General features: G+C 72.1%; 20 protein-coding genes and 1 pseudogene. 12 read left to right on the top strand and 9 right to left on the bottom strand.

Annotated features, from left to right (window positions below):
- Positions 1-96 precede the first annotated feature (96 nt).
- Complete coding sequence (xylA, locus tag ACIF83_RS03655; RefSeq protein WP_399723210.1) at positions 97-1,263, top strand: xylose isomerase; 1,167 nt, start codon at positions 97-99, stop codon at positions 1,261-1,263.
- A gap of 354 nt (positions 1,264-1,617) precedes the next feature.
- The gene (locus ACIF83_RS03660; RefSeq protein ID WP_393478357.1) at positions 1,618-1,890 is read left to right on the top strand and encodes a hypothetical protein; all 273 of its coding nucleotides are present in this window, start codon (positions 1,618-1,620) and stop codon (positions 1,888-1,890) included.
- Between the two features lie 9 nt (positions 1,891-1,899).
- Here the strand turns inward: ACIF83_RS03660 and ACIF83_RS03665 are convergent, their stop codons facing one another.
- The 3 genes and pseudogenes from ACIF83_RS03665 to ACIF83_RS03675 all read right to left on the bottom strand — a co-directional run bounded on the left by ACIF83_RS03665 (position 1,900) and on the right by ACIF83_RS03675 (position 7,504).
- Positions 1,900-3,240 (bottom strand): esterase-like activity of phytase family protein, encoded by a 1,341-nt coding sequence (locus tag ACIF83_RS03665; protein ID WP_399723212.1) that lies wholly within the window; start codon positions 3,238-3,240, stop codon positions 1,900-1,902.
- Between the two features lie 130 nt (positions 3,241-3,370).
- Positions 3,371-4,657 carry an SWF or SNF family helicase gene (locus ACIF83_RS03670; RefSeq protein ID WP_393478362.1) on the bottom strand — a complete coding sequence of 429 codons (1,287 nt, stop codon included), beginning with the start codon at positions 4,655-4,657 and terminating at the stop codon, positions 3,371-3,373.
- A pseudogene (locus ACIF83_RS03675) lies at positions 4,654-7,504 on the bottom strand (DEAD/DEAH box helicase). Before ACIF83_RS03675 ends, ACIF83_RS03670 begins: the two are co-directional and overlap by 4 nt.
- A 209-nt stretch (positions 7,505-7,713) precedes the next feature.
- On the opposite strand from ACIF83_RS03675, the gene ACIF83_RS03680 reads away from it, so the two are divergent.
- A complete protein-coding gene (locus ACIF83_RS03680) occupies positions 7,714-7,896 on the top strand; it encodes a hypothetical protein (protein ID WP_393478365.1) in 183 nt (60 codons plus the stop codon).
- 100 nt (positions 7,897-7,996) lie between these two features.
- Here the strand turns inward: ACIF83_RS03680 and ACIF83_RS03685 are convergent, their stop codons facing one another.
- Positions 7,997-8,839, bottom strand: a complete 843-nt coding sequence (locus ACIF83_RS03685; protein WP_398140009.1) for a hypothetical protein — start codon at positions 8,837-8,839, stop codon at positions 7,997-7,999.
- Positions 8,840-8,977: 138 nt separating this feature from the next.
- Positions 8,978-9,274, bottom strand: coding sequence for a hypothetical protein (locus ACIF83_RS03690; RefSeq protein ID WP_393478371.1), 297 nt, complete (start codon positions 9,272-9,274; stop codon positions 8,978-8,980).
- Positions 9,275-9,370: 96 nt separating this feature from the next.
- Here ACIF83_RS03690 and ACIF83_RS03695 point away from each other — a divergent pair, with 96 nt between their 5' ends.
- Entirely contained in the window at positions 9,371-10,276 is a 906-nt protein-coding gene (locus ACIF83_RS03695; protein ID WP_399723216.1) for an oxygenase MpaB family protein, read from the top strand.
- Here the strand turns inward: ACIF83_RS03695 and ACIF83_RS03700 are convergent.
- Positions 10,253-10,786: a PadR family transcriptional regulator gene (locus ACIF83_RS03700; protein WP_393478377.1), complete on the bottom strand. Its 534-nt coding sequence runs from the start codon at positions 10,784-10,786 to the stop codon at positions 10,253-10,255. The two genes, ACIF83_RS03695 and ACIF83_RS03700, sit on opposite strands and share 24 nt — an antisense overlap.
- Positions 10,787-10,902: 116 nt before the next feature.
- Here ACIF83_RS03700 and ACIF83_RS03705 point away from each other — a divergent pair, with 116 nt between their 5' ends.
- Positions 10,903-11,658, top strand: a complete 756-nt coding sequence (locus ACIF83_RS03705) for an alpha/beta fold hydrolase (RefSeq protein WP_399723218.1) — start codon at positions 10,903-10,905, stop codon at positions 11,656-11,658.
- A gap of 13 nt (positions 11,659-11,671) precedes the next feature.
- On the opposite strand, the gene ACIF83_RS03710 is transcribed toward ACIF83_RS03705, so the two are convergent.
- The gene (locus ACIF83_RS03710; RefSeq protein ID WP_393478383.1) at positions 11,672-12,271 is read right to left on the bottom strand and encodes a class I SAM-dependent methyltransferase; all 600 of its coding nucleotides are present in this window, start codon (positions 12,269-12,271) and stop codon (positions 11,672-11,674) included.
- A gap of 152 nt (positions 12,272-12,423) precedes the next feature.
- Here ACIF83_RS03710 and ACIF83_RS03715 point away from each other — a divergent pair, with 152 nt between their 5' ends.
- The 5 genes from ACIF83_RS03715 to ACIF83_RS03735 all read left to right on the top strand — a co-directional run bounded on the left by ACIF83_RS03715 (position 12,424) and on the right by ACIF83_RS03735 (position 17,438).
- Complete coding sequence (locus tag ACIF83_RS03715; protein WP_399723220.1) at positions 12,424-13,197, top strand: MHYT domain-containing protein; 774 nt, start codon at positions 12,424-12,426, stop codon at positions 13,195-13,197.
- Positions 13,198-13,245: 48 nt separating this feature from the next.
- Positions 13,246-15,768: a nitrate- and nitrite sensing domain-containing protein gene (locus ACIF83_RS03720; RefSeq protein ID WP_399723222.1), complete on the top strand. Its 2,523-nt coding sequence runs from the start codon at positions 13,246-13,248 to the stop codon at positions 15,766-15,768.
- Positions 15,765-16,202: a roadblock/LC7 domain-containing protein gene (locus ACIF83_RS03725; RefSeq protein ID WP_393478390.1), complete on the top strand. Its 438-nt coding sequence runs from the start codon at positions 15,765-15,767 to the stop codon at positions 16,200-16,202. The genes ACIF83_RS03720 and ACIF83_RS03725 overlap by 4 nt, the downstream gene beginning before the upstream one ends.
- A gap of 22 nt (positions 16,203-16,224) precedes the next feature.
- Positions 16,225-16,638, top strand: coding sequence for a DUF742 domain-containing protein (locus tag ACIF83_RS03730; protein ID WP_393478393.1), 414 nt, complete (start codon positions 16,225-16,227; stop codon positions 16,636-16,638).
- 197 nt (positions 16,639-16,835) lie between these two features.
- Positions 16,836-17,438: an ATP/GTP-binding protein gene (locus tag ACIF83_RS03735; RefSeq protein ID WP_393478395.1), complete on the top strand. Its 603-nt coding sequence runs from the start codon at positions 16,836-16,838 to the stop codon at positions 17,436-17,438.
- A gap of 3 nt (positions 17,439-17,441) precedes the next feature.
- On the opposite strand, the gene ACIF83_RS03740 is transcribed toward ACIF83_RS03735, so the two are convergent.
- Entirely contained in the window at positions 17,442-17,870 is a 429-nt protein-coding gene (locus ACIF83_RS03740; RefSeq protein WP_398140016.1) for a PPOX class F420-dependent oxidoreductase, read from the bottom strand.
- A gap of 92 nt (positions 17,871-17,962) precedes the next feature.
- Between ACIF83_RS03740 and ACIF83_RS03745 the strand changes: the two genes are divergently transcribed.
- On the top strand, positions 17,963-18,376 hold the full coding sequence (locus ACIF83_RS03745) for a roadblock/LC7 domain-containing protein (RefSeq protein ID WP_393478399.1): 414 nt from the start codon (positions 17,963-17,965) through the stop codon (positions 18,374-18,376).
- Between the two features lie 126 nt (positions 18,377-18,502).
- Complete coding sequence (locus tag ACIF83_RS03750; RefSeq protein ID WP_399723225.1) at positions 18,503-19,432, top strand: DUF6397 family protein; 930 nt, start codon at positions 18,503-18,505, stop codon at positions 19,430-19,432.
- An 8-nt stretch (positions 19,433-19,440) separates the two neighbouring features.
- On the opposite strand, the gene ACIF83_RS03755 is transcribed toward ACIF83_RS03750, so the two are convergent.
- Positions 19,441-20,307 carry an acyl-CoA thioesterase gene (locus ACIF83_RS03755; protein ID WP_393478402.1) on the bottom strand — a complete coding sequence of 289 codons (867 nt, stop codon included), beginning with the start codon at positions 20,305-20,307 and terminating at the stop codon, positions 19,441-19,443.
- Positions 20,308-20,322 lie beyond the last annotated feature (15 nt).

Raw genomic sequence — 20,322 nt, forward strand, 5'->3', positions numbered from 1 at the left:
GCCGAAGACACACCTTGTCTCTTCCCAGAGGTGCGTCCGCATACTAATTTGTAAACGGCCATGACGAAATAGTCGTACGAAGCAAGGAGTCGCGGCATGAGCTACCAGCCCACCCCCGAGGACAGGTTCACCTTCGGCCTGTGGACCGTCGGCTGGCAGGGAAGGGACCCGTTCGGCGACGCCACCCGCCGCGCCCTCGACCCGGTCGAGACGGTGCAGCGGCTGGCCGAGCTCGGCGCTCACGGGGTGACCTTCCACGACGACGACCTGATCCCCTTCGGCGCCACGGACACCGAGCGCGAGTCGCACATCAAGCGCTTCCGTCAGGCCCTGGACGCGACCGGCATGACCGTCCCGATGGCCACCACGAACCTCTTCACGCACCCCGTCTTCAAGGACGGCGCCTTCACCGCCAACGACCGCGACGTCCGCCGCTACGCACTGCGCAAGACGATCCGGAACATCGATCTCGCCGTCGAGCTGGGCGCCAGGACGTACGTCGCCTGGGGCGGCCGTGAGGGCGCCGAGTCCGGCGCCGCCAAGGACGTGCGCGCGGCCCTCGACCGGATGAAGGAGGCGTTCGACCTCCTGGGCGAGTACGTCACCTCCCAGGGCTACGACGTCCGCTTTGCCATCGAGCCCAAGCCGAACGAGCCGCGCGGCGACATCCTGCTGCCCACGGTCGGTCACGCGCTGGCCTTCATCGAGCGTCTGGAGCGCCCCGAGCTGTACGGCGTCAATCCCGAGGTGGGCCACGAGCAGATGGCCGGGCTCAACTTCCCGCACGGCATCGCGCAGGCCCTGTGGGCCGGGAAGCTCTTCCACATCGACCTCAACGGGCAGTCCGGCATCAAGTACGACCAGGACCTGCGGTTCGGCGCCGGCGACCTGCGTGCCGCCTTCTGGCTCGTGGACCTCCTGGAGAGCGCCGGTTACGAAGGGCCCCGCCACTTCGACTTCAAGCCGCCACGGACCGAGGACCTCGACGGTGTGTGGGCGTCGGCGGCCGGCTGCATGCGCAACTACCTCATCCTGAAGGAGCGTGCGGCCGCCTTCCGTGCCGACCAGGAGGTCCAGGAGGCGCTGCGTGCCTCCCGGCTGGACCAGCTGGCCCGGCCGACCGCCGCGGACGGCCTGCAGGCCCTGCTCGCCGACCGCACGGCCTTCGAGGACTTCGACGTGGAGGCGGCCGCCGCGCGCGGTATGGCCTTCGAACGGCTGGACCAGCTGGCGATGGACCACCTGCTGGGCGCACGGGGCTGAGTGCGCACGCGCGCGTGCGAGGGCCGTTTCCGAGCGGCCCGCACGCGCGTGCTCGTCGAATTCGGCGGCGCCGGTTGGGGCTGACCGCCCGCCGCGCGGGATGCGGCGGAATCGTGCGGTGCATGACATGAGCCGGTATCAGCTTCCGTGCGCGGGTGGCCTCATGGCCGGGCGGTGGCGACTCTGGACGGTATGTCTCTGCCGCCTGTACCTCCCGTCCCGCCCGGACCGCCGGGCGGCACCCCGCCTCCGCCCGGCGGTTTCGGCCCGCCGCAGGGCGGCTTCGGCCCGCCCCCTCCGGGCGAGCCGGACCGGTCGTGGCCTCCGGTGCCTTCGCGGCGGAGCCGGGGCCCGTTGTTCGCCGTCCTGGCCCTCCTCGTGGCCGCCGCGACCGTCCTCACCGTGGTGCTGATGGCCTCCGGGAAGCACAGCTCGGGGGACGAGAAGGCGCCGAAGGAGAGCGGCACGAGCGCAAGCCGCTCTCCCCGGCCCTCCTTCGACCTTCCCACCGAGCTGCCCAGCCGGCTGCCTTCGCGGCTGCCGACCGAGCTGCCCTCGGGCTTCCCGAGCACGCTGCCGAGCGACCTGGAGTCGATCCTGCCCTCGCTCTCCGACGAGCTGCCCTGAAAGCGCCTCTCACAGGCCTTCGGGCAGCCGGACGTACGTCAGGGTCGTCTTGATCCCGCTGTCGACGAGGCGGCCCTGGGCGTCGAACGCGCCCGCTCCGTCGGTCATCCCGAAGTCGTTGGCATTGAGGAGTGCGAGCGTGTCGCGGTCCACGCGCGCGATGCCCTCGATCTTCCCCGGCACACCACTCACCTTGCCCAGGTCGACGACGAGCCGCTTGTTCAGCACCGGCACGCCTGCCGCTGCCGGGTCGTCCAGCTGCTCCAGAGACGGAGAGGTCGTGTCGTCGTCCCAGGGGCCGCCGAGGATGTCGGCCTTCTGCCCCAGCCTGACCAGCTGCAGCCGGGCCGCCTTGTCGGTGCGCTCCTCCACCAGCAGACGGTCACCGCCGACGGCCACCACCGAGGAGATCTTCAGCTCGGAGGTGTCGTCCTCGCCGGGGTCGACGACGTTCACCGGGTCGAAGCGGTAGGCGTACTCCGCGGTGACGGCCTGCTTCCGCGGTGAGAAGCGCAGCAGACGGGTCGTGCGCGAGGCCTCCCCGGCGGCCGTGTCGGGCAGCGAGAGCGGGCTCTGCAGGGCTATCACCAGGTCGCCGCAGGGAAGCTGCGCCAGCCCCTCGAAGCCGCGGTTGATCTTCCGGTGCAGCAGGACGGACGGCAGCGCCTCCACCACCGGGTAGTCGGCGCCGGTGAGGGTCAGCCCCTTGGGCACGTAACGAGTGAGCACCTGCCCACGCGCGGAGACGTGGATGAGCGAGGGGCCGTACTCGTCCACGAGCCAGAAGGTCCCGTCCCCGGCCCGCACGATGCCCTCGGTGTCCAGACCGTTCGGGTCGTACGACAGCGGGGTCGTGGCGTCGTAGGTGTACGGCGCCTCGTCGCGGCTCTTCTGGTTGGGCAGCCCGGTGACGGCCTTCCCCGAGGACGTGGTGATCGGGATCGCGTCGATCACCTCGATCTCGTCCCCGGAGACCCGGATCTTCGCGATCGAGGGGTCGAATCCCGGCATCGGGAAGGTCCGGCGCTTCTTGCCGTCCACCTTGACCTGACCGTTGGGGCCGCGGTCGGTCACGGTCCAGTACTCGCCCTTGCGGCCGGCCGGGTAGATGTCGCTGCCGATGCCCCCGAGGTCCACTCCGTGGTCGTCGTCCACGCTGCCGGGCAGCAGCGCGTTGCTGAACGCGCCGAGCGGGATCTCCCCGAGGGTCGCCGTGCGGATGACACGGGCGTCCCCGGACGGCGCCGCTGTGGCCGTCCCCGCGGCCACGAGGGCGGCGGCCAGGGCCAGGGGCAGGCCCGTGGCGACGGATCGGTGGACACGGCGCCGGCCGGTGGCGTGCGGGGACATCTGGCCTCCTGGGGGCAAGTTCGCTGACTGCGGCCAGATTTGGACCCCAGGAGGAACATCGCGCGACCCCGGGGTGAACAAGCGGCGTCCACCACTCGTCGGGTCGCACTCGCCATGGACTGACAGTCCGTCAAGTTCCCGCGTGCGACTGGTCCTCCGGCACGAGCCGCGCCGCGGCCAGTGCCGTCGCCGGATCCCGGTCCGCGCCGCCCGCCGGAACCCAGCGCCCGTCCTCCTCGCGGTAAGGCCACCAGCGGCCCTCCTGGCCGAGGCGTAGCTGAACCCCTTCGGCCGGGACGGTCCAGCGGTTGCCGACCGGCCGGAACAACGGCCGCTCGTCCTCCTCCCAGGCCGCCTCCAGGGCCGCACGCGCGCGTGCGAGCGCCGCGCCCTCCACCTGCCACTCCTCGTCGAGCACGGCCAGGGCCGCCGCACCTCCGGCACGCCAGGCACGAACGGCCGTCGCCAGCCCGTCGCCGCCCCGCCCCGTACCTTCGGCGAGCCGGTCGGCGACAGCACCGGGAGCGGCGCCTTCGGCGAGCCGTACGGCGTCCTGCGCGGCCGTCAGCCCGATGTCCGGCTCCCCGTCGGTGCCGAGGCTCTGCCCGAGCAATCGGTGGGCCTCGACGGCCGTTCGCCCGGCCAGGTACTCCAGCGCCACGGGGTCGATCCCGGGCGACGCCTGAGCCGTCTCGGGCTCGAAGGACAGCGGTTCGCCGGGGGTCTCCGGGAGGCGGGGCAGAGCAGGCAGCGGAGGCAGGATGTCGGCGGCCGCCCAAGCCTCCGCCGCGTCCACGCCCTCCGCCCCGGCGGACTCGTCCGGAGAGGCGGCGCTCCGCAGATGCAGCTCCTCCAGGAACGCGCTCCGCGCCCGGCCCCGCATGAGCAGGAGCACGAACGGATCCTCGTCCAGCAGACGCGCCACCTGATGGCACAGGGCGGCGGTGTGCCCGCAGTGGTCCCATGCGTCACAGTCGCACTTGGGCTCCAGATCGCCCAGACCCGGAAGGAGTTCGATGCCCCTGACCGCCGCGTCCTCGATCAGATGCGAGGGCAGTTCCCCGTCGAGGAGCGCGGCCAGGTGTCCCGCCTGCTCCACGGCCAGGTCCAGAAAACCGGCCCACTGCTCTGCGGAGAGCTCGGGCACCAGGACGTCGGCCCGGTGCGCCGCCGCGCCCTTCGGATCACGGACGACTGCGGTGACCCGGCCCGGCCGTACCGTCACCGCGCCGACGCCGCCCCCGCGCGCGAGTCGGCGCCCCGCTTTCACAGCGGCGGAGTCCAGCGCCGCCTCCTCCAGCGCCCCAAGCCAGGCGCGGCCCCACCAGGTCTGCGCGAACCCGCGCCCGCGCGCGGGCGGCAGCGCGGCGAACGTGCGCTCCAGGCCACGGTCGTGCTCATCGGCGTAGTGATTCATCGTGCCTCCCCGCGCAGTTCCACCAGTTCGGCCAGTTCCGCGTCCGTCAGCTCCGTCAGTGCCGCCTCGCCCGCGCCGAGCACGGCGTCCGCCAGTTCCCGCTTGCGCCCCAGCATTTCGGCGATGCGGTCCTCGACGGTCCCCTCGGCGATGAGCCGGTGCACCTGCACCGGGCGGGTCTGCCCGATGCGGTACGCGCGGTCGGTGGCCTGCGCCTCGACCGCCGGGTTCCACCAGCGGTCGTAGTGCACGACATGCTCGGCCCGCGTGAGGTTCAGGCCCGTTCCCGCCGCCTTCAGCGAGAGCAGGAACACCGGCACCTCGCCCGCCTGGAAGCGGTGCACCAGCGCCTCGCGCCCGGCGACCGGGGTGCCGCCGTGCAGGAGCTGCGAGGGCACCCCACGGGCCGTCAGGTGCCGTTCGAGCAGGCGTGCCATCCGCACGTACTGCGTGAAGACCAGGACACCCGAGCCCTCCGCGAGGATGGTGTCCAGCAGTTCGTCCAGCAGCTCCAGCTTCCCCGAGCGTCCCGTGAGCCTCGGGTCGTCCTCCTTGAGGAACTGCGCCGGGTGGTTGCAGATCTGCTTCAGCCCGGTCAGCAGCTTCACGATCAGACCACGACGGGCCATGTCGTCGGCGTCCGCGATCCGCTCGAGGGTCTCGCGGACCAACGCCTCGTACAGGCCCGCCTGTTCCTGCGTCAGTGCCACCGGGTGATCGGTCTCGGTCTTCGGCGGCAGTTCCGGGGCGATACCGGGGTCGGACTTCCGGCGCCGCAGCAGGAACGGTCGCACGAGCCGCGCCAGATGCTCCGCGGCGGCGGGATCCCGGCCGCCCTCGACCGGCAGGGCGTACCGTGCGCGGAAGGCGCCGAGGCGGCCGAGCAGACCCGGTGTGGTCCAGTCGAGGATCGCCCACAGTTCCGTGAGGTTGTTCTCCACCGGCGTGCCCGTGAGCGCCACACGCGCGCGGGCTCCGATGGACCGCAGCGCACGCGCGGTCGCCGCATACGGATTCTTCACATGCTGTGCCTCGTCGGCGACGACCATGCCCCAGCGCACCTCGGCGAGCCGCTCGGCGTCCAGGCGCATGGTGCCGTACGTCGTGAGGACGAACTCCCCGTCCGCCAGGGAGCCGAGACCGCGCCCGGGGCCGTGGAACCGGCGCACCGGGACACCGGGCGCGAACCTCTCGATCTCGCGTTGCCAGTTGCCGAGCAGGGACGCCGGGCAGACCACCAGCGTGGGGCCGGCCGACGAGGCGTCCGCCTGCCGGTGAAGGTGCAGTGCGATCAGCGTGACCGTCTTGCCGAGCCCCATGTCGTCGGCCAGACAGCAGCCCAGCCCGAGCGCCGTCGTCCGGGCCAGCCAGCCGAGGCCGCGCAGCTGGTAGTCCCGCAGAGTGGCGGCAAGGGCCGGGGGCGGGACGACGGGCTGTCCCGCCTCCGGATCCGCGAGCCGCTCCCGCAGCTGCGCCAGCCATCCCGTGGGCCGTACGTCGACCCGGTGGCCGTCGACCTCGGCCGAGCCCGTCAGAGCGGCGGCCAGCGCCTCGACCGGGGCGATGGAGCGGTCCTGCCGGTCACGGGCGCGGTCCGCCTCCCGCGGGTCGACCAGCACCCATCGGTCGCGCAGCCGCACGAGGGGGCGCTTGGCCTCGGCGAGCCGGTCCAGTTCCTCGCGCGACAGCTCGCGTCCGCCCAGCGCGAACCACCAGCGGAACGTGAGCAGGGCGTCGGCCGAGAGGAACGACGGCAGCACCGAACCCTTCCCGTCCGGCGGGCCGACGGCCGCGTGTGCGGTCAGCTCGCGGGACAGCTCTTTCGGCCAGTGCACGTCGACTCCCGCGGCGGCCAGTGACCGGGCGCCTTCGCCCAGAAGTTCGGCGATCTCGTCGTCGACTAGGTCCACGACGTCGGGCACGGAGGCGGAGAGCAGTGGCGTCAGCGGCGGCCACGCCCGGGCCGCCCGGCGCAGTGCCAGCAGCGTGTCTGCCCGCGCGCGGGGCCCGAACGCGTCGCGCGCGGGTCCCGAGCCGGCCCACAGGTCGGCTGCGTCCGCGACGTCCGCTGCCCCGCTCACGCCGTGCACTTGGAGCACCGCACGGAACCGCACGGGGGAGTCGTCCTCGTGGACGGCGTCCTGCAGACCTGGCGCCTCCACGCGCAGCGACAGGCGGACGCCCGCGTCGTGCCCGGCGGCGATGTCGTCGGCCCACGCGCGCAGGCCGGGCAGATGCTGCGGCTCCGGTGCCGCGAACGCCGCACCACCCGTCACGAGCGGTGCGGCCGGAGAGCGGGGGAGCGTGTCGGCGACCGCGTCCAGGAAGCTGTGCAGCAGCCGCTCGGGATCGGGGAGCCGAGGGTGCTCGCCGACGGTGAGCGGCACGGCGTGTGCCTCCGGAGGCATGGCCGTGGCGAGTTCGCGGACCAGCTCCGCATCGCCCGCGGACAGCGGCCCCACCCGCCAGACGTCGTGATCGCCGGAGGAGAGACCCGGCAGGAGCAGGCCGCGCGCCAGGAAGTGCAGGGCCAGCAGGCCGGCCGTGCCCCAGAATGCGGTGGCCCGATGGATGCCCGCCTCTGCACGCGCGCGTCAGCACCGGCAGGGCGGCGCGCACCGGCAGCAGCAGGGCGGGCACCCGTACCCGCTCGACGGCCCGGTCCGGCGCGGGCACCACCAGGTCCAGCTCCGAGGCGGACCCCTGGGCGAGGTCGGGAAGAGTCTCGCCGTCCGGTCGCCAGAAGGCCATCAGGCCGGCGCGGGCGGGGTCGGACGGTACGAACACCGCGCAGCAGCGGGCCAGTTCGGACAGGTCGGAGGATACTTCCGTGGGAGTCCTCTGCACAGTTCCGCTGCACTCCTCAAATTTGACTACTTGCTTGGAGTGGCCGAGGTTACAGCACGTGGCGAGTCCGCCTCGAAGGCTTACGCTGTGACCTGGACCACTAGGGGGCGCGTCTCAGGGATGTCTCAGGGGCGAGCTCCGGAACCGTCGGGAGCGCGGGGCCGTTTTCAGAGCAGAGAGCGGCAGTGGCCGCGAAGGAGGCGACGCTCATGTCCAAGAACGCGAAGATCGCCGTAGGGGGTGTGGCGGTCGGTCTCATCCTGCTGATATGGCTGCCCTGGTGGGTGGCGTTCCTCATCGTGGTGGGGGTTCCGGCCGCCGCGTACCTGGCGCTGGACCCCTCGCAGCGGCGCAGGCTCCGCCGAGTCGGACGCAAGGAGCTCGGCCGCTGAGAGACCGGCGAACGGACCTGGTCCGTTCGCCGGGGCGGCCGCGGGCCCGCCCCGGGCCGTCGGGGACCGCGCCTCCGCGGAGGGGGCGGCCCCCACTGGGTCAGCTGGGCCGTACGGCCATCTTGTCGAGCGCCTCCAGGAGACCGGGCAGTTCGGGACCCCGGCCCACCGGCAGGACCTCACCGGGCTCCTCGTCGAGCAGGACGAACGCGATGTCGTCGGTGCGCGCCACCATCGACCATCCGGGGCCGTCGGCGCGCAGTGTCCGGGCGTCGCCCGGGGCGAACGACGAGCGCACCCGGCCCAGCGGCGGCGGAGCGTCGACGTAGGCGCGCGCCTCCGCGAGCACCCGTCGGATGCCTTGGTGGCCGCTTTTCGGTGCGTTCTCCTCGTCGTCCGCCGCGGCCTCCGGCGTCTCCGTCCGCTCACCGGACGAGGGGAGATAGTCGTCGCCGATCTGCTCCCGCCAGACCGCCCACTGCAGCGCGATCTCGTCGGCGCCCAAACGCCGCTGGGCCGGACCCCAGGAACTGGTGTCCGGCGGGGTCAGGGCCGGCCCCTCCGCGACCTCGGGGCCGGGGTCGTGCGGCGCCGGCACGCCGGGGGCGGCGACGGCGACCGCCAGCGGCCAGCCCGGCAGGGCCGCCACGACCGTGCGCTCGTCCGGCGACAGCTCGTACTCCATGCCGCAGTCCCAGGATGCGATCGCCACGGCGACCAGCGAGACGTCGTCGATCACGACCGTCCAGCGGGCGCCCTCGCCGTCCTGCCCGAGCACCAGGCCGTACCCGTCGGCGCGCGGCGCGAGGTCCAGCGCCGCGCAGGCCTCCAGGTAGTCGTCGCCCAGCACGCTCGGAAACTGCGCCGGCGTCAGCAGCACCGCCGTGAGCACGTACAGCGCGTCGTCCGCGGCGGCGACGGCCTCATCGTCCGTCCCGGCCATCCCTGCCTCCCCAGTGGTTCGTCCATCGGCGCGCACCCTAGTGCGAGCGGAAGCCGCTTGTCACGACTCCGCACACCACGCGGAGCTGCAGGTTTCCACCTGGACGGGGGCGAAATGGCCACCGGCGGGGTTCGCCTTTCAGGCCGTCGGCAGCCCGAGGAGGTCGCGAGCCACCGCCCCGGGCGACTCGTCGCGCTCCCGGGCGAGCGCGATGACGGCCCGGCACGCCAGCTCGCTCACCCCGAACGACAGCGCCTCGGGAGACACCCAAGCCGCCGCCTCGTCGATCCGGTCCTGATCGTCCTCCGCGCAGGCCGCCACATAGGCGGCCGCCGCTTCGAACAAGTTGTGTGCACGCCGGTCCCTAGTGTCCACCGTCTCCGCGTGCGAGGAGGTGCGGAATCTGGCGGCGTACTTGCGCATCACGTCGAACACGTGCCCCACCTTACCCCTGAACGGTCGTCGCTGATCGCTCACTTGCTCCTGTTCAACGTAGAGTTGGAGCTTCGGCAACAGAAGGGGGGCGGCGCGGTGAAGCGCTTCGAGCGGCTTGAGCAGATCCGCCGGATGGATCCGGTGGCGGACGCTCTTGAGATCTACCGGCTCAGCGTGGCGTTCGAATTCCCCTGGGACTACACGCGTGCCTTGGAGCTGGCTCTGTACCGCACCTACGCCGTGCCCAGCATCGGACGGCTGCTGGCGCAGACCGCTGAGCTGACCGAGCGCACACAGAAGCGTTACGACGACACCGTGCTGCTCCTCGACGCCGTCGTGGAACACGGGTTCACCGCTGACGCGGGCCGCGCCGCGATCCGCCGCATCAACCAGATGCACCGCAGCTACGACATCGGCGACGACGACATGCGCTACGTGCTGTCCACCTTCGTGGTGGTGCCCAGGCGCTGGATCGACGCATACGGCTGGCGTCGCCTGTCCCGGCACGAGGTCGTCGCCACCACCGAGTACTACCGCACCCTCGGCCGGCACATGGGCATTCCCGGCATCCCCGAGACCTACGAGGAGTTCGAAGCGCTCCTCGACGCCTACGAAGAGGCGCACTTCGACTGGGACGCCCAGGGCCGGCGGGTCTCCGACGCCACACTCGACCTGATGGCGTCCTGGTACCCGCGCCCGCTGGCACCGCTGCTGCGCACGGCCACCCTCGCTCTCCTCGACGAGCCGCTGCTGAGCGCCTTCCACTACGAGCCGCCGAGCCCGGCCATGTCCTCGCTCGTGCGCCGCGCGGTGCGCACCCGTGGCCGGTTGGTCCGGCTGCTGCCGCCGCGCCGCACACCGCACTTCGCACGGCAGAACCGGGAGATCAAGGGCTATCCGAACGGCTACCGGCCGGCCGACCTGGGCACCCGTCCGGTCCCGGGGATGGGCGGCTGCCCGGTACGGCACCTGGACACCTCAGCGGCCGACGGCCTCGAGTGAGGCGAGGGTCTCGCGCAGCCAGGTGAGTTCGGCGCGGCTCGTGGCACGCGCGATCTTGAGCACCCCGCGCCGGAACGGGTCGTCCAGTTCCTCGGCGGCCAGCGGCCGGTCGCCGTCGTAGAAGAAGCTCGCCGGTTCCTCCAGGAAGGCCAGTCGGCGCCGTAGCACGGCCGCCTGGGCCGCCGGGTCGTCCAGGTGGCGCAGGAACGCGAGCAGCGTGAACCAGTGGTTCTCGTCGGTGATCTCGCGCTGCCCGGGGTCGGCGAGGCGGCGCCGCAACTCCTGCCTGCCCTCCTCGGTGAGCGTCAGCACGTGACGCGGCGCGGCCACGGCACCGGGCTCGGTGGCCCGCGCCAGCAGGCCCGCCTTCTCCAGCCGTTTGATCGCCGGGTACAGCGTGCTCTCGGCGACGGGCCGCACGTGCCCGGTGAGCGCGGCGATGTGCCTGCGCAGGACGTAGCCGTGCAGCGGGGCGTCGTACAGGAAACCGAGGATGGCGAGTTCCAGCATGCCCGCATTCTCTCGTATGTCCGCTGTACAACGGGACCTCAATATTCTGTTTCCGCTATACATCGGTGTCGATGTATCTTGGCTGCACGTCATCGCAGGCATCAGGGAGGGGCACCGTGAAGCAGGCCGAATTCGACGGCAAGGGGAGCCGGATCCGGTGGACGGAGGTGCCCGGTGAGGGGCCCGCGCGCGTGTACCTGCACGGACTCGGATCGGTCTCCTCCGTGTACCACGCGCACATCGCGGCCCGCCCCGAACTCGCGGGCAGGCGCAGCCTGTTCGTGGATCTTCCCGGGCACGGCATCAGCGACCGGCCCGAGCACTTCGGCTACACACTGGAGGAGAACGCCGACGCCGTGGCGGCCGCACTGGACCAGGCCGGCGTCACCGGTGCCGAGTTGATCGCGCACAGCATGGGCGGCGCCGTCGCGATCGTGCTCGCCCACCGGCGGCTCGACCTCGCCTCCCGGCTGGTCCTCACGGAGGCCAATCTGGACGCCTTCCCGCCGCAGACGGCGGCGAGCAGCGGCATCGCCGCCTACGGTGAGGACGAGTTCGTCGAGGAGCAGTACGCGCGCGTGCTGGAGGCCGTGGGCCCGCTGTGGGCGGCCACGATGCGGCTGGCCGATCCGCGTGCGCTGCACCGCAGCGCGGTCGGTCTGCGGCGTGGCTCTGACCCCGTGATGCGCACCCTTCTGGAAGACCTGGCGATCGACCGCGTCTACCTTCAGGGCGAGCACAGCGGCGAACTCCCGGGCAGGGAGGACCTGGAAGCCGCCGGGGTCCGCGTGGTGACGGTGCCCGGCGCCGGGCACAACGTCATGTTCGACAACCCCGACGCCTTCGTGGCCGCCGTGGCGGGGCGGAACTGATCCGCACCTGCCGTCAGGCCTCGCGCACCGCCAGGGCGAGGAAACGGGCGTCCTCGTCGACGTACGACGTCATGCGCCATCCCGAGCGGGCCAGGAGAGGGCCGAGGTTGGCCTCGGCCCGCAGGTCGTCGGGGGTGATCTGCCGCCCCTGACGCGCCGCCAGGGCCGCCCGGCCGATGGGATGGAACAGCGCGAGCACGCCGCCCGGCCGCACCACGCGGACCAGCTCCCGCAGATTCTCGGAGGGCTTGGGCAGGTGCGCGATCAGGCCCGCCGCGAACACGGCGTCCATCGAACCCGACCGCAGCGGCAGGGCGGCGACGTCCGCGAGCAGCAGCCGCCCCGCCTGGTGCCGCCCGGCCCGCACGGCGGCCTGAAGCATCGCCGGGGTCAGATCGACCCCGGCCACCACTCCGGACGGCCCCACGGCGGCACGCAAGGGCGCAAGGGCGCGTCCGGTGCCGCAGCCGGCGTCGAGCACGCGGTCACCCTGGCGCAGGTCGAGGTTCGCGACGGCGGCCGTGTAGGCGGGACCGTCATCGGGGAACCTGCTGTCCCAGTCGGCGGCGCGGGCGGTGAAGAACTCCTGGACATGCGTGTGGTCGTCGCTCATGCCCCGCATGATCCCTCACCGGCACGGGGGACGTGCCTGCGCGCATGTTCGAGCTGGACGCGATCGTTCCATCGCCTCTCTGTGTCATATTCCAACACCTTTCGAAATGCGCCCCCTTCGTGCGCCCCTGCCCCGACTAGCGTCCTTGGGCCATGGGACACCTGGACCACGCCGCCTTCGGCTGGCTGACCCCCGCGCTGTCGTACGTGATGGCCTGCATAGGCGCCGCACTGGGACTGCGCTGCACCGTGCGCGCGCTCGCCACGACCGGCCGGTCGCGTCGCAACTGGCTCGTCACCGCCGCCTCCGCGATCGGGACGGGCATCTGGACCATGCACTTCGTGGCCATGCTCGGCTTCCGCGTCAGCGGCACCGACATCCGGTACGACGTGCCGCTGACCGTCCTGAGTCTCGTCGTCGCCATGGTCGTCGTCTGCGCCGGCGTCTTCGCCGTCGGATACAGCAAGGACCGCAACCGGGCGCTCCTCCTGGGAGGTCTCACCACCGGGCTGGGCGTCGCGAGCATGCACTACCTGGGCATGGCCGCGGTACGGCTGCACGGTCAAGTGCACTACGACCCCGTCCTCGTCGGGCTCTCGGTCCTGATCGCCGTCGTGGCGGCGACCGCGGCCCTGTGGGCGGGGCTCAACATCAAGTCACCCCTCGCGGTCTCTCTCGCCTCCCTCGTCATGGGGGCGGCCGTCAGCAGCATGCACTACACCGGGATGTTCGCGGTGAGTGCGCGCGTCACCCCCTCGGGCGAGGTTCTGCCCGGGGCCACGGCGATGCAGTTCATCTTCCCCCTCGCCGTCGGCCTCGGGTCCTATCTGTTCCTCACCTCGGCCTTCGTCGCCCTCTCGCCCACGGCCGACGAACGCGAGGCGTCCGCCTCGGCCCAGCGGCCCGTCCGGAGTGTCGCCCGCTAGCGGGAGCCCGGCCCCGGAGCCCCGACCCACGTCCCGAGCGAGGAGGCCATGCGCCCACCCCGTAGCACCCCCAGAGCCGGCACCCCGGCGCAGTCCCCGCCCCCGCCCCGCGGCCGTCGCGCACACGCCGGACCACCGGCCGACGAGGAGGCGGGCGGGCCCCTCGACACGCTGCCGGACAACGCGCCCCCGCGCGCGGGCCGTTGGCGCATGCGTGCCCGCACGGTGCGTGCCAAGGTGGTCTGCCTGCTGATGGTGCCCGTCGTCTCCCTGCTCGCCCTGTGGGCGTACGCCACCGTCAGCACCGTCCAGGACGTGGCCCGGCTGCGGCAGTCCCAGCGGGTCGAAGCCGAGCTGCGCGCCCCGGTGGCCGCAGCTGTCGCCGCACTGCAGACCGAGCGGGCCGCGGCCGTGCGCCATGCCGCAGACCCGGGCGCGGGAGGCGGTGACGACCTCGAAGGCCTCGCCGCCCGTACCGACCGTGCAGTGGCCAAGCTGCGGCTCGGCCACGGCAACACAGTCGCCGACAGCCAGGAACTGCCCGCCGGAGTCGGCGGACGCCTGGAGGACTTCGTCACCGGCGCCGAGCACCTGCGCGCGCTGCGGACCGCCGTACGCGACCACAAGGCCGGCTGGAGTCAGGTGTACGCGCAGTACACGAACACCATCGGTACGGCCTTCACGGTGGACGGCGCCCTCACCGGCGTCCAGCAGGCCGACGTCGGCTCCGACGCGCGCGTGCTGCTCGAATTCTCCCGCGCCGCCGAGGCGCTGGCCCAGGAGGACGCGATTCTCGGCAGCGCGCGCCCGGCCGCCGGCCTGCAGGGCGAACGGCTGCGGCTGTTCGGCGCGGCCGTCGCCACGCGCCGCAACTTCTCCGAGGCGGCGGTGGCCGACCTGCCCGGCACTCAGCGAGCCGCCTGGCGTGACCTGGCCGGCAGCAGCGCCTATGCCGGCCTCACCGCCGCGGAGGACAAGATCATCACCGCCGGCACCGGTGCCAAGGCGGTGGACACCGCACCGGCGAGCGCCTGGAACATCACCTACGCGCGCGTGCAGGACGGGATGCGGACCATCGCGACGGACACCGGCCGTGCCGTCGCGGGCCGCGCCGACCCGTTCACACGCGGCTTCCTCAGCCCCGCCGGCGCCGCGGTGCTCTTCGGCCTCGCCGCCGTCGCCGCCTCGCTCGTCATCTCCGTCCGCATCGGACGGGCCCTAGTGGTCGAACTGGTCAGCCTGCGCAACGACGCTCTGGAGATCGCCCGGCGCAAACTCCCCGAGGCGATGCGGAGACTGCGCACCGGCGAGGAGATCGACATCCAGGCCGAGGCGCCCGCCGGACCACCCGCCGAGGACGAGACCGGCCAGGTCGCCGAGGCCCTGACCACCGTGCACCGTGCCGCCCTGCACGCAGCGGTCGAGCGCGCCGAACTCGCCAGCGGCATCTCCGGAGTCTTCGTCAACCTGGCCCGCCGCAGCCAGGTGCTCGTCCACCGCCAGCTCAGCCTCCTCGACAGCATGGAGCGGCGCTCCGACGACCCCGACGAGCTGAGCGACCTCTTCCGCCTCGACCACCTCACCACCCGGATGCGGCGCCACGCCGAGAGTCTGATCATTCTCTCCGGAGCCGCACCCGGCCGGGCCTGGCGCATGCCGGTGTCCCTCACGAACGTCGTACGCGCCGCCGTCTCCGAGATCGAGGACTACGCGCGCGTGGAGGTTCGCCAGCTCCCCGAGGCGTCCGTCATCGGCGCGGCGGTCGCCGACGTCACCCACCTGCTCGCCGAACTCGTCGAGAACGCCGCCCAGTTCTCGCCGCCCCACACGCGCGTGCGGGTCACCGGAGAACCCGTCGGCAACGGCTACGCCCTCGAAGTCGAGGACCGTGGCCTCGGCATGGGCGCCGACACCCTCGCGGAGGCCAACCGGAGGATCGAACAGTCAGAGGCCCTGGACCTGTTCGACAGCGACCGCCTCGGACTGTTCGTGGTCAGCAGGCTGGCCGCCCGGCACGGCATCAAGGTGCACCTGCGCACCTCCCCCTACGGAGGCACCACCGCGGTCGTCCTGGTGCCCACCGCCCTGTTGCACACCCGCGCCGCCGAACGCCCCTCCCAGGAGGAGGCACCGGCACGGCCGGAACGGTCGCGCGAGTACGCGCCCGTGCCCGACGCGCCCCCGCCGCCCTCCGAGGTCACCGCGCAGACCGGTCGGCCCGCCCTCGGGGCCGGTGTCCCGGCCCCCTCGACCCCCGCGCACGAACCCCCGCCCCCCGGAGTCACCACCTTGAGGCTGCACCGCCCTCCGAACGACTCCGAATCCGTCGACGACCTTCCACGTCGCGTGCGCCAGGCGAGCCTCGCGCCCCAACTCCGCCATCAGCGCCCCGAAGGGACGGCGCCGGAACCCGGCCCGCGCGGCGACGACCGGCGCACCCCCGAACTCGTACGGGACCGCATGGCGGCCTACCGCGCGGGCTGGGCCCGCGGCGGCGGCAGGCAACCCGGCCGCGGTGCCGCCCCGGAACCCGAAACGGGCAGTGACAGCACTGAAGGAGACCCGGCATGATCCAGGACCCGAGCATGAGTGCCGCCCAGCGATCCGGTGAACTCGACTGGCTGCTGGACGACCTGGTGATGCGGGTGAGCGAGGTACGGCACGCCGTCGTGCTGTCCAATGACGGCCTGGCCGTCGGCGCCTCCACCGCCCTCGCGCGGGAGGACGCGGAGCACCTCGCGGCCGTGGCCTCCGGCTTCAACAGCCTCGCCAAGGGCGCGGGACGGCATTTCGGGGCGGGAGGAGTGCGCCAGACCATGGTGGAGATGGACGACGCCTTCCTTTTCGTGGCCGCGGCCGGTGAAGGCTCCTGCCTCGCGGTGCTCACCGCCGTCACCGCCGACATCGGGCTGGTCGCCTACGAGATGGCACGTCTGGTCAAACGCGTGGGCGAGCACCTCTACACAGCGCCCCGCGTCGCCGCCCAGCCGCCTGCCGCGGGCTGAGCCGGAAGGGCGGCACCCACCCATGACCGAGAACCCGAGCGGCGCCCGGCGCGAGCAGGGCAGCCAGTGGTACGACGGCGAGGCCGGGCCCCTGGTTCGCCCCTACGCCATGACCGGCGGACGCACCCAGCCCGGCCCCACCGGAGTGCGCTTCGACCTGATCGCCCTCGTCACCCTCGACCCCGCCGCACCCGCGGTGGACGACGACACCCTGCTCGGCCCCGAACACCGCGCCCTGGTCGACCTGTGCCGCATCGAGACACAGTCCGTCGCCGAACTCGCGGCCGACGCGGACCTCCCGGTGGGCGTGGTCAGGGTGCTCCTCGGTGACCTCCTGGAACTGGGCTGCGTCGCCGTCAGCCGCCCGGTACCCCCGGCCCACCTGCCGGACGAACGCATTCTCCGTGAGGTCATCGAGGGGCTGCGGGCACTGTAGATGAACGTTCAGAATCCGACGGATGTCTCACGGCATCCCGTTCCGTGCGCGTTCCGGAACCGACCGGGCGCGATTCGGTCACATCAGGCGTCTTCCGGTCCAATCCCGCAGGGGAATAGCGGAGTTGTCATGATGCTGACTTCCTGCCCCGAGCAGTCCGACACCGACCGAAGCCGGCCCTCCCGAGAGAAGTGATCATGGTCTCCGAGCACTCAGACGCCGCCGTCGACATCTCCGCCCTGGCGCTGAAGATACTGGTCGCCGGCGGCTTCGGTGTCGGAAAGACGACACTCGTCGGGGCCGTCAGCGAGATCCGCCCGCTGCGCACCGAGGAACTCCTCAGTGAAGCCGGCCAGCTCGTTGACGACACCGACGGCGTGGACCAGAAGGTCACCACGACCGTCGCCATGGACTTCGGGCGCATCACCATCCGCTCCGGCCTCTCCCTGTACCTCTTCGGCACACCCGGACAGGACCGCTTCTGGTTCCTGTGGGACGAACTGGCACAAGGAGCCCTCGGCGCCGTGGTCCTCGCCGACACCCGCCGCCTGGAGGACTGCTTCCCGGCCGTCGACTACTTCGAGCACCGGCGCATCCCGTTCGTCGTGGCCGTCAACTGTTTCGCCGGAGCGCGCAGCTACGGCGCCCACGACGTCTCCCGGGCCCTGGACCTGGACCGCGGAACACCCGTGGTCCTGTGCGACGCGCGCGACCGGGACTCCGGCAAGGAGGTGCTGATCCGCCTCGTCGAGTACGCCGGGCGGATGCACACCGCCCGACTCCTCGACTCGGTGGGCTGAGCCTCAGCCGGTCAGATCCTTCAGCGCCACCACCTTCTCCACGGCGACCCGGACCAGCAGCTCGCCGGGCACGCCGTTGCGGGCGCCGAACTCGTCCGCCCGCTCCTCGCCCATGTACCGGGCGGCGATGCGGGTGGCCCAAAGACGCACCTCGTCCAGCTCCTCCGACAGTCGGGCGCGCCCCTGCAGCACCACGAAGTGGAACGGTGGCCGGTCGTCGTCCACGCACAGGGCGATCCGTCCGTCACGGGCGAGATTGCGCCCTTTCACGGTTTCCTTACCGGTGTTGAAGACCACGTCGTCCCCGTCCAGCAGGAACCAGATCGGGGCCACATGCGGGCTCCCATCGGCGCTTACGGTGGACAGCTTGCCGGTTCGGGTGCCGTACGAGACGAACGCCCGCCATTCCTCATCGGTCATCTTCTGTGCCATACGCCCATCCTGCTTGCCCGTAGGCCGGTCGTGGGGAAGGCTGGCGGACAGTTCCTCCAGCCAGGGGGAGACGTCACACGGGGAGACGGAACATGGCGCAGAACCAGGGACTCGGCTGGCTCCTGGACGATCTGACCGGGCGGGTGGACCATGTGCGGCACGCGCTGATCCTGTCCAACGACGGCTTGGTCACGGGAGCGAGCACCGGCCTTCGCCGCGAGGACGCCGAGCATCTGGCCGCAGTCGCGTCCGGGCTGCACAGCCTCGCGAAGGGATCGGGGCGCCACTTCGGCGCGGGCAGGGTGCGTCAGACGATGATCGAGTACGACGACGCCGTGCTGTTCGTGACCGCCGCCGGCACCGGCAGTTGCCTGTGCGTGCTCAGCGGTGCGGAGGCCGACATCGGCCAGATCGCCTATGAGATGACCCTGCTTGTCAACCGGGTCGGCGAGCACCTCGGCGTGGATGCCCGGCAGCCCGATCGCGCCCCGCTGTCAGATCTCTGACCTGCGTCTTTGTCTCGCGCCGTGGAGTTATCCACAGGCTGGCCACGATGTGCGTCGAACCGGCTACGGTGTGTGCACGGCGAACGCACAGGGCGTGAGCCATCGACTCCACGGGGGAGTACGACCATGTCGGGAAGCACCTTCGTCCCCGCCCGCACCGTCACCTGCACGCCGGGCCGAGCGGCTCGTGAACTGGGGATCCGGCGCCGCGAGTTCGACCTCGCCGTCCATCTCGGCCGCATCCGGACCGTGCCCGACGAGGGCGGAGGCGGGGGACGCCGGGTCGAACGGGCCGAGATCGACCGGCTGCGCACCCAGGACGGCTTTCCCGACACGCTCCGTGAGCGCCTGCGCGTCGTGGGCGCGGCAGAGGGTGCCGCGCTCATGGAGATCCCCGCGGGCAGGTTCACTCGGCTCGCCCGACTGGGTCTGCTGGTGCCGGTGCGTTTTTATCTGAACCGCTACCGAGCTGTGGTCTGGCTCTATCTGGCAGAGGAGGTACGGCAGTTCACGGCCGGTACGGAGAACGCACACCTGCTCAGGGGGCGTACGCCCGAGAGCCTCAGGGGTCAACTGGCGGCCGGGGTCGACCTTCGGGCCCGCAACTGGCGGGGTCGGCAACTCGGTTTTCTGACAAGGCAGTCCGAGGGCCCCTGGGCACGTGCCGGGGTCGTGGCCGCCTTCCTCCCGCCCGTCGACGTCGCGGACGTGGTCAAGGACCCCTATGAGCGCGCCCAGTTGAACCGCTTCCGGCCCGCTCCGCTCGACCACGGAGCGCCGGGTTCACCGTCCGCGCATCTTGCCGAGCAGCTGATGACGGCGCAGGACCCGGACGAGATCGGCTGGCTGCGGAGCGACCTGGCGCACGCGGTGGGGCAGGCCCGCAACCACGCACCAGCCCCGCGCCCGGCTGCACGGCCTACCACCGTGCCCACGCCCCGATCGGCCCCGCCGACCACACCCGGGGACCACGACTCCCGGCCGGAGGCACCGCGACCGCCCCGCGGACTGCGGGCCTGGCTCCGCCGCAGAAACCCCCGGCCCGCCGAGGTCTGAGCCCCGCGCTACAGGGCCCGGAACAGACCCTCCTGGACGACCGACACGAGCAGCCGCCCCTGCAGGTCGTAGATGCGCCCGCGGGCCAGACCGCGCCCGCCGGTCGCGATCGGGGACTCCTGGTCGTACAGGAACCACTCGTCCGCGCGGAACGGCCGATGGAACCACATGGCGTGGTCCAACGAGGCCATGTCGAAGTTCCGCGCGGCCCACAGGGGTTCGACCGGGATGCGGACCGCGTCCAGCAGGGTCATGTCGCTGGCGTAGGTCAGCGCGCACGTGTGCACCAGCGGGTCGTCACCGAGCGGACCGACCGCGCGCATCCACACGGCGCTGCGCGGCTCGCCGCCCTCGATCTCCTCTGCGTGCCAGCGCAGCCGGTCGACGTAACGGATGTCGAAGGGCTGGCGGCGCGCCATCCGCTCCAGCTGCTCCGGCAGTGCGCCCAGATGCTTGCGGATCTCCTCTGTCACCGTCGGCAGGGACTCCGGGTCCGGCACCTCACGGGCCGGCGGCAGCTGGTGCTCGAACGGTCCTTCCTCAGGCTTGTGAAAGGAGGCGGTCAGATTGAAGATCGTGCGGCCCTGCTGCACGGCCGTGACCCGGCGCGTCGTGAACGACCGGCCGTCGCGGACCCGTTCCACCTGGTACACGATGGGCACGCCCGGCCGGCCCGGGCGCAGGAAGTACGCGTGCAGCGAGTGCACCGGGCGTTCGCCGTCCGTGGTGCGGCCGGCGGCGACCAGTGCCTGGCCCGCCACCTGGCCACCGAAGACCCGCTGCAGGGACTCCTGCGGGCTTCGGCCGCGGAAGATGTTGACCTCGATCTGCTCCAGGTCGAGCAGGTCGACCAGTCTCTCGGCCGGGTTCGTCATCGGTGGGAATCTCCT

Origin of the sequence: Streptomyces sp. NPDC085866, assembly GCF_044541035.1 — a bacterium.
In the GTDB taxonomy this organism is placed as follows: Bacteria; Actinomycetota; Actinomycetes; order Streptomycetales; family Streptomycetaceae; genus Streptomyces.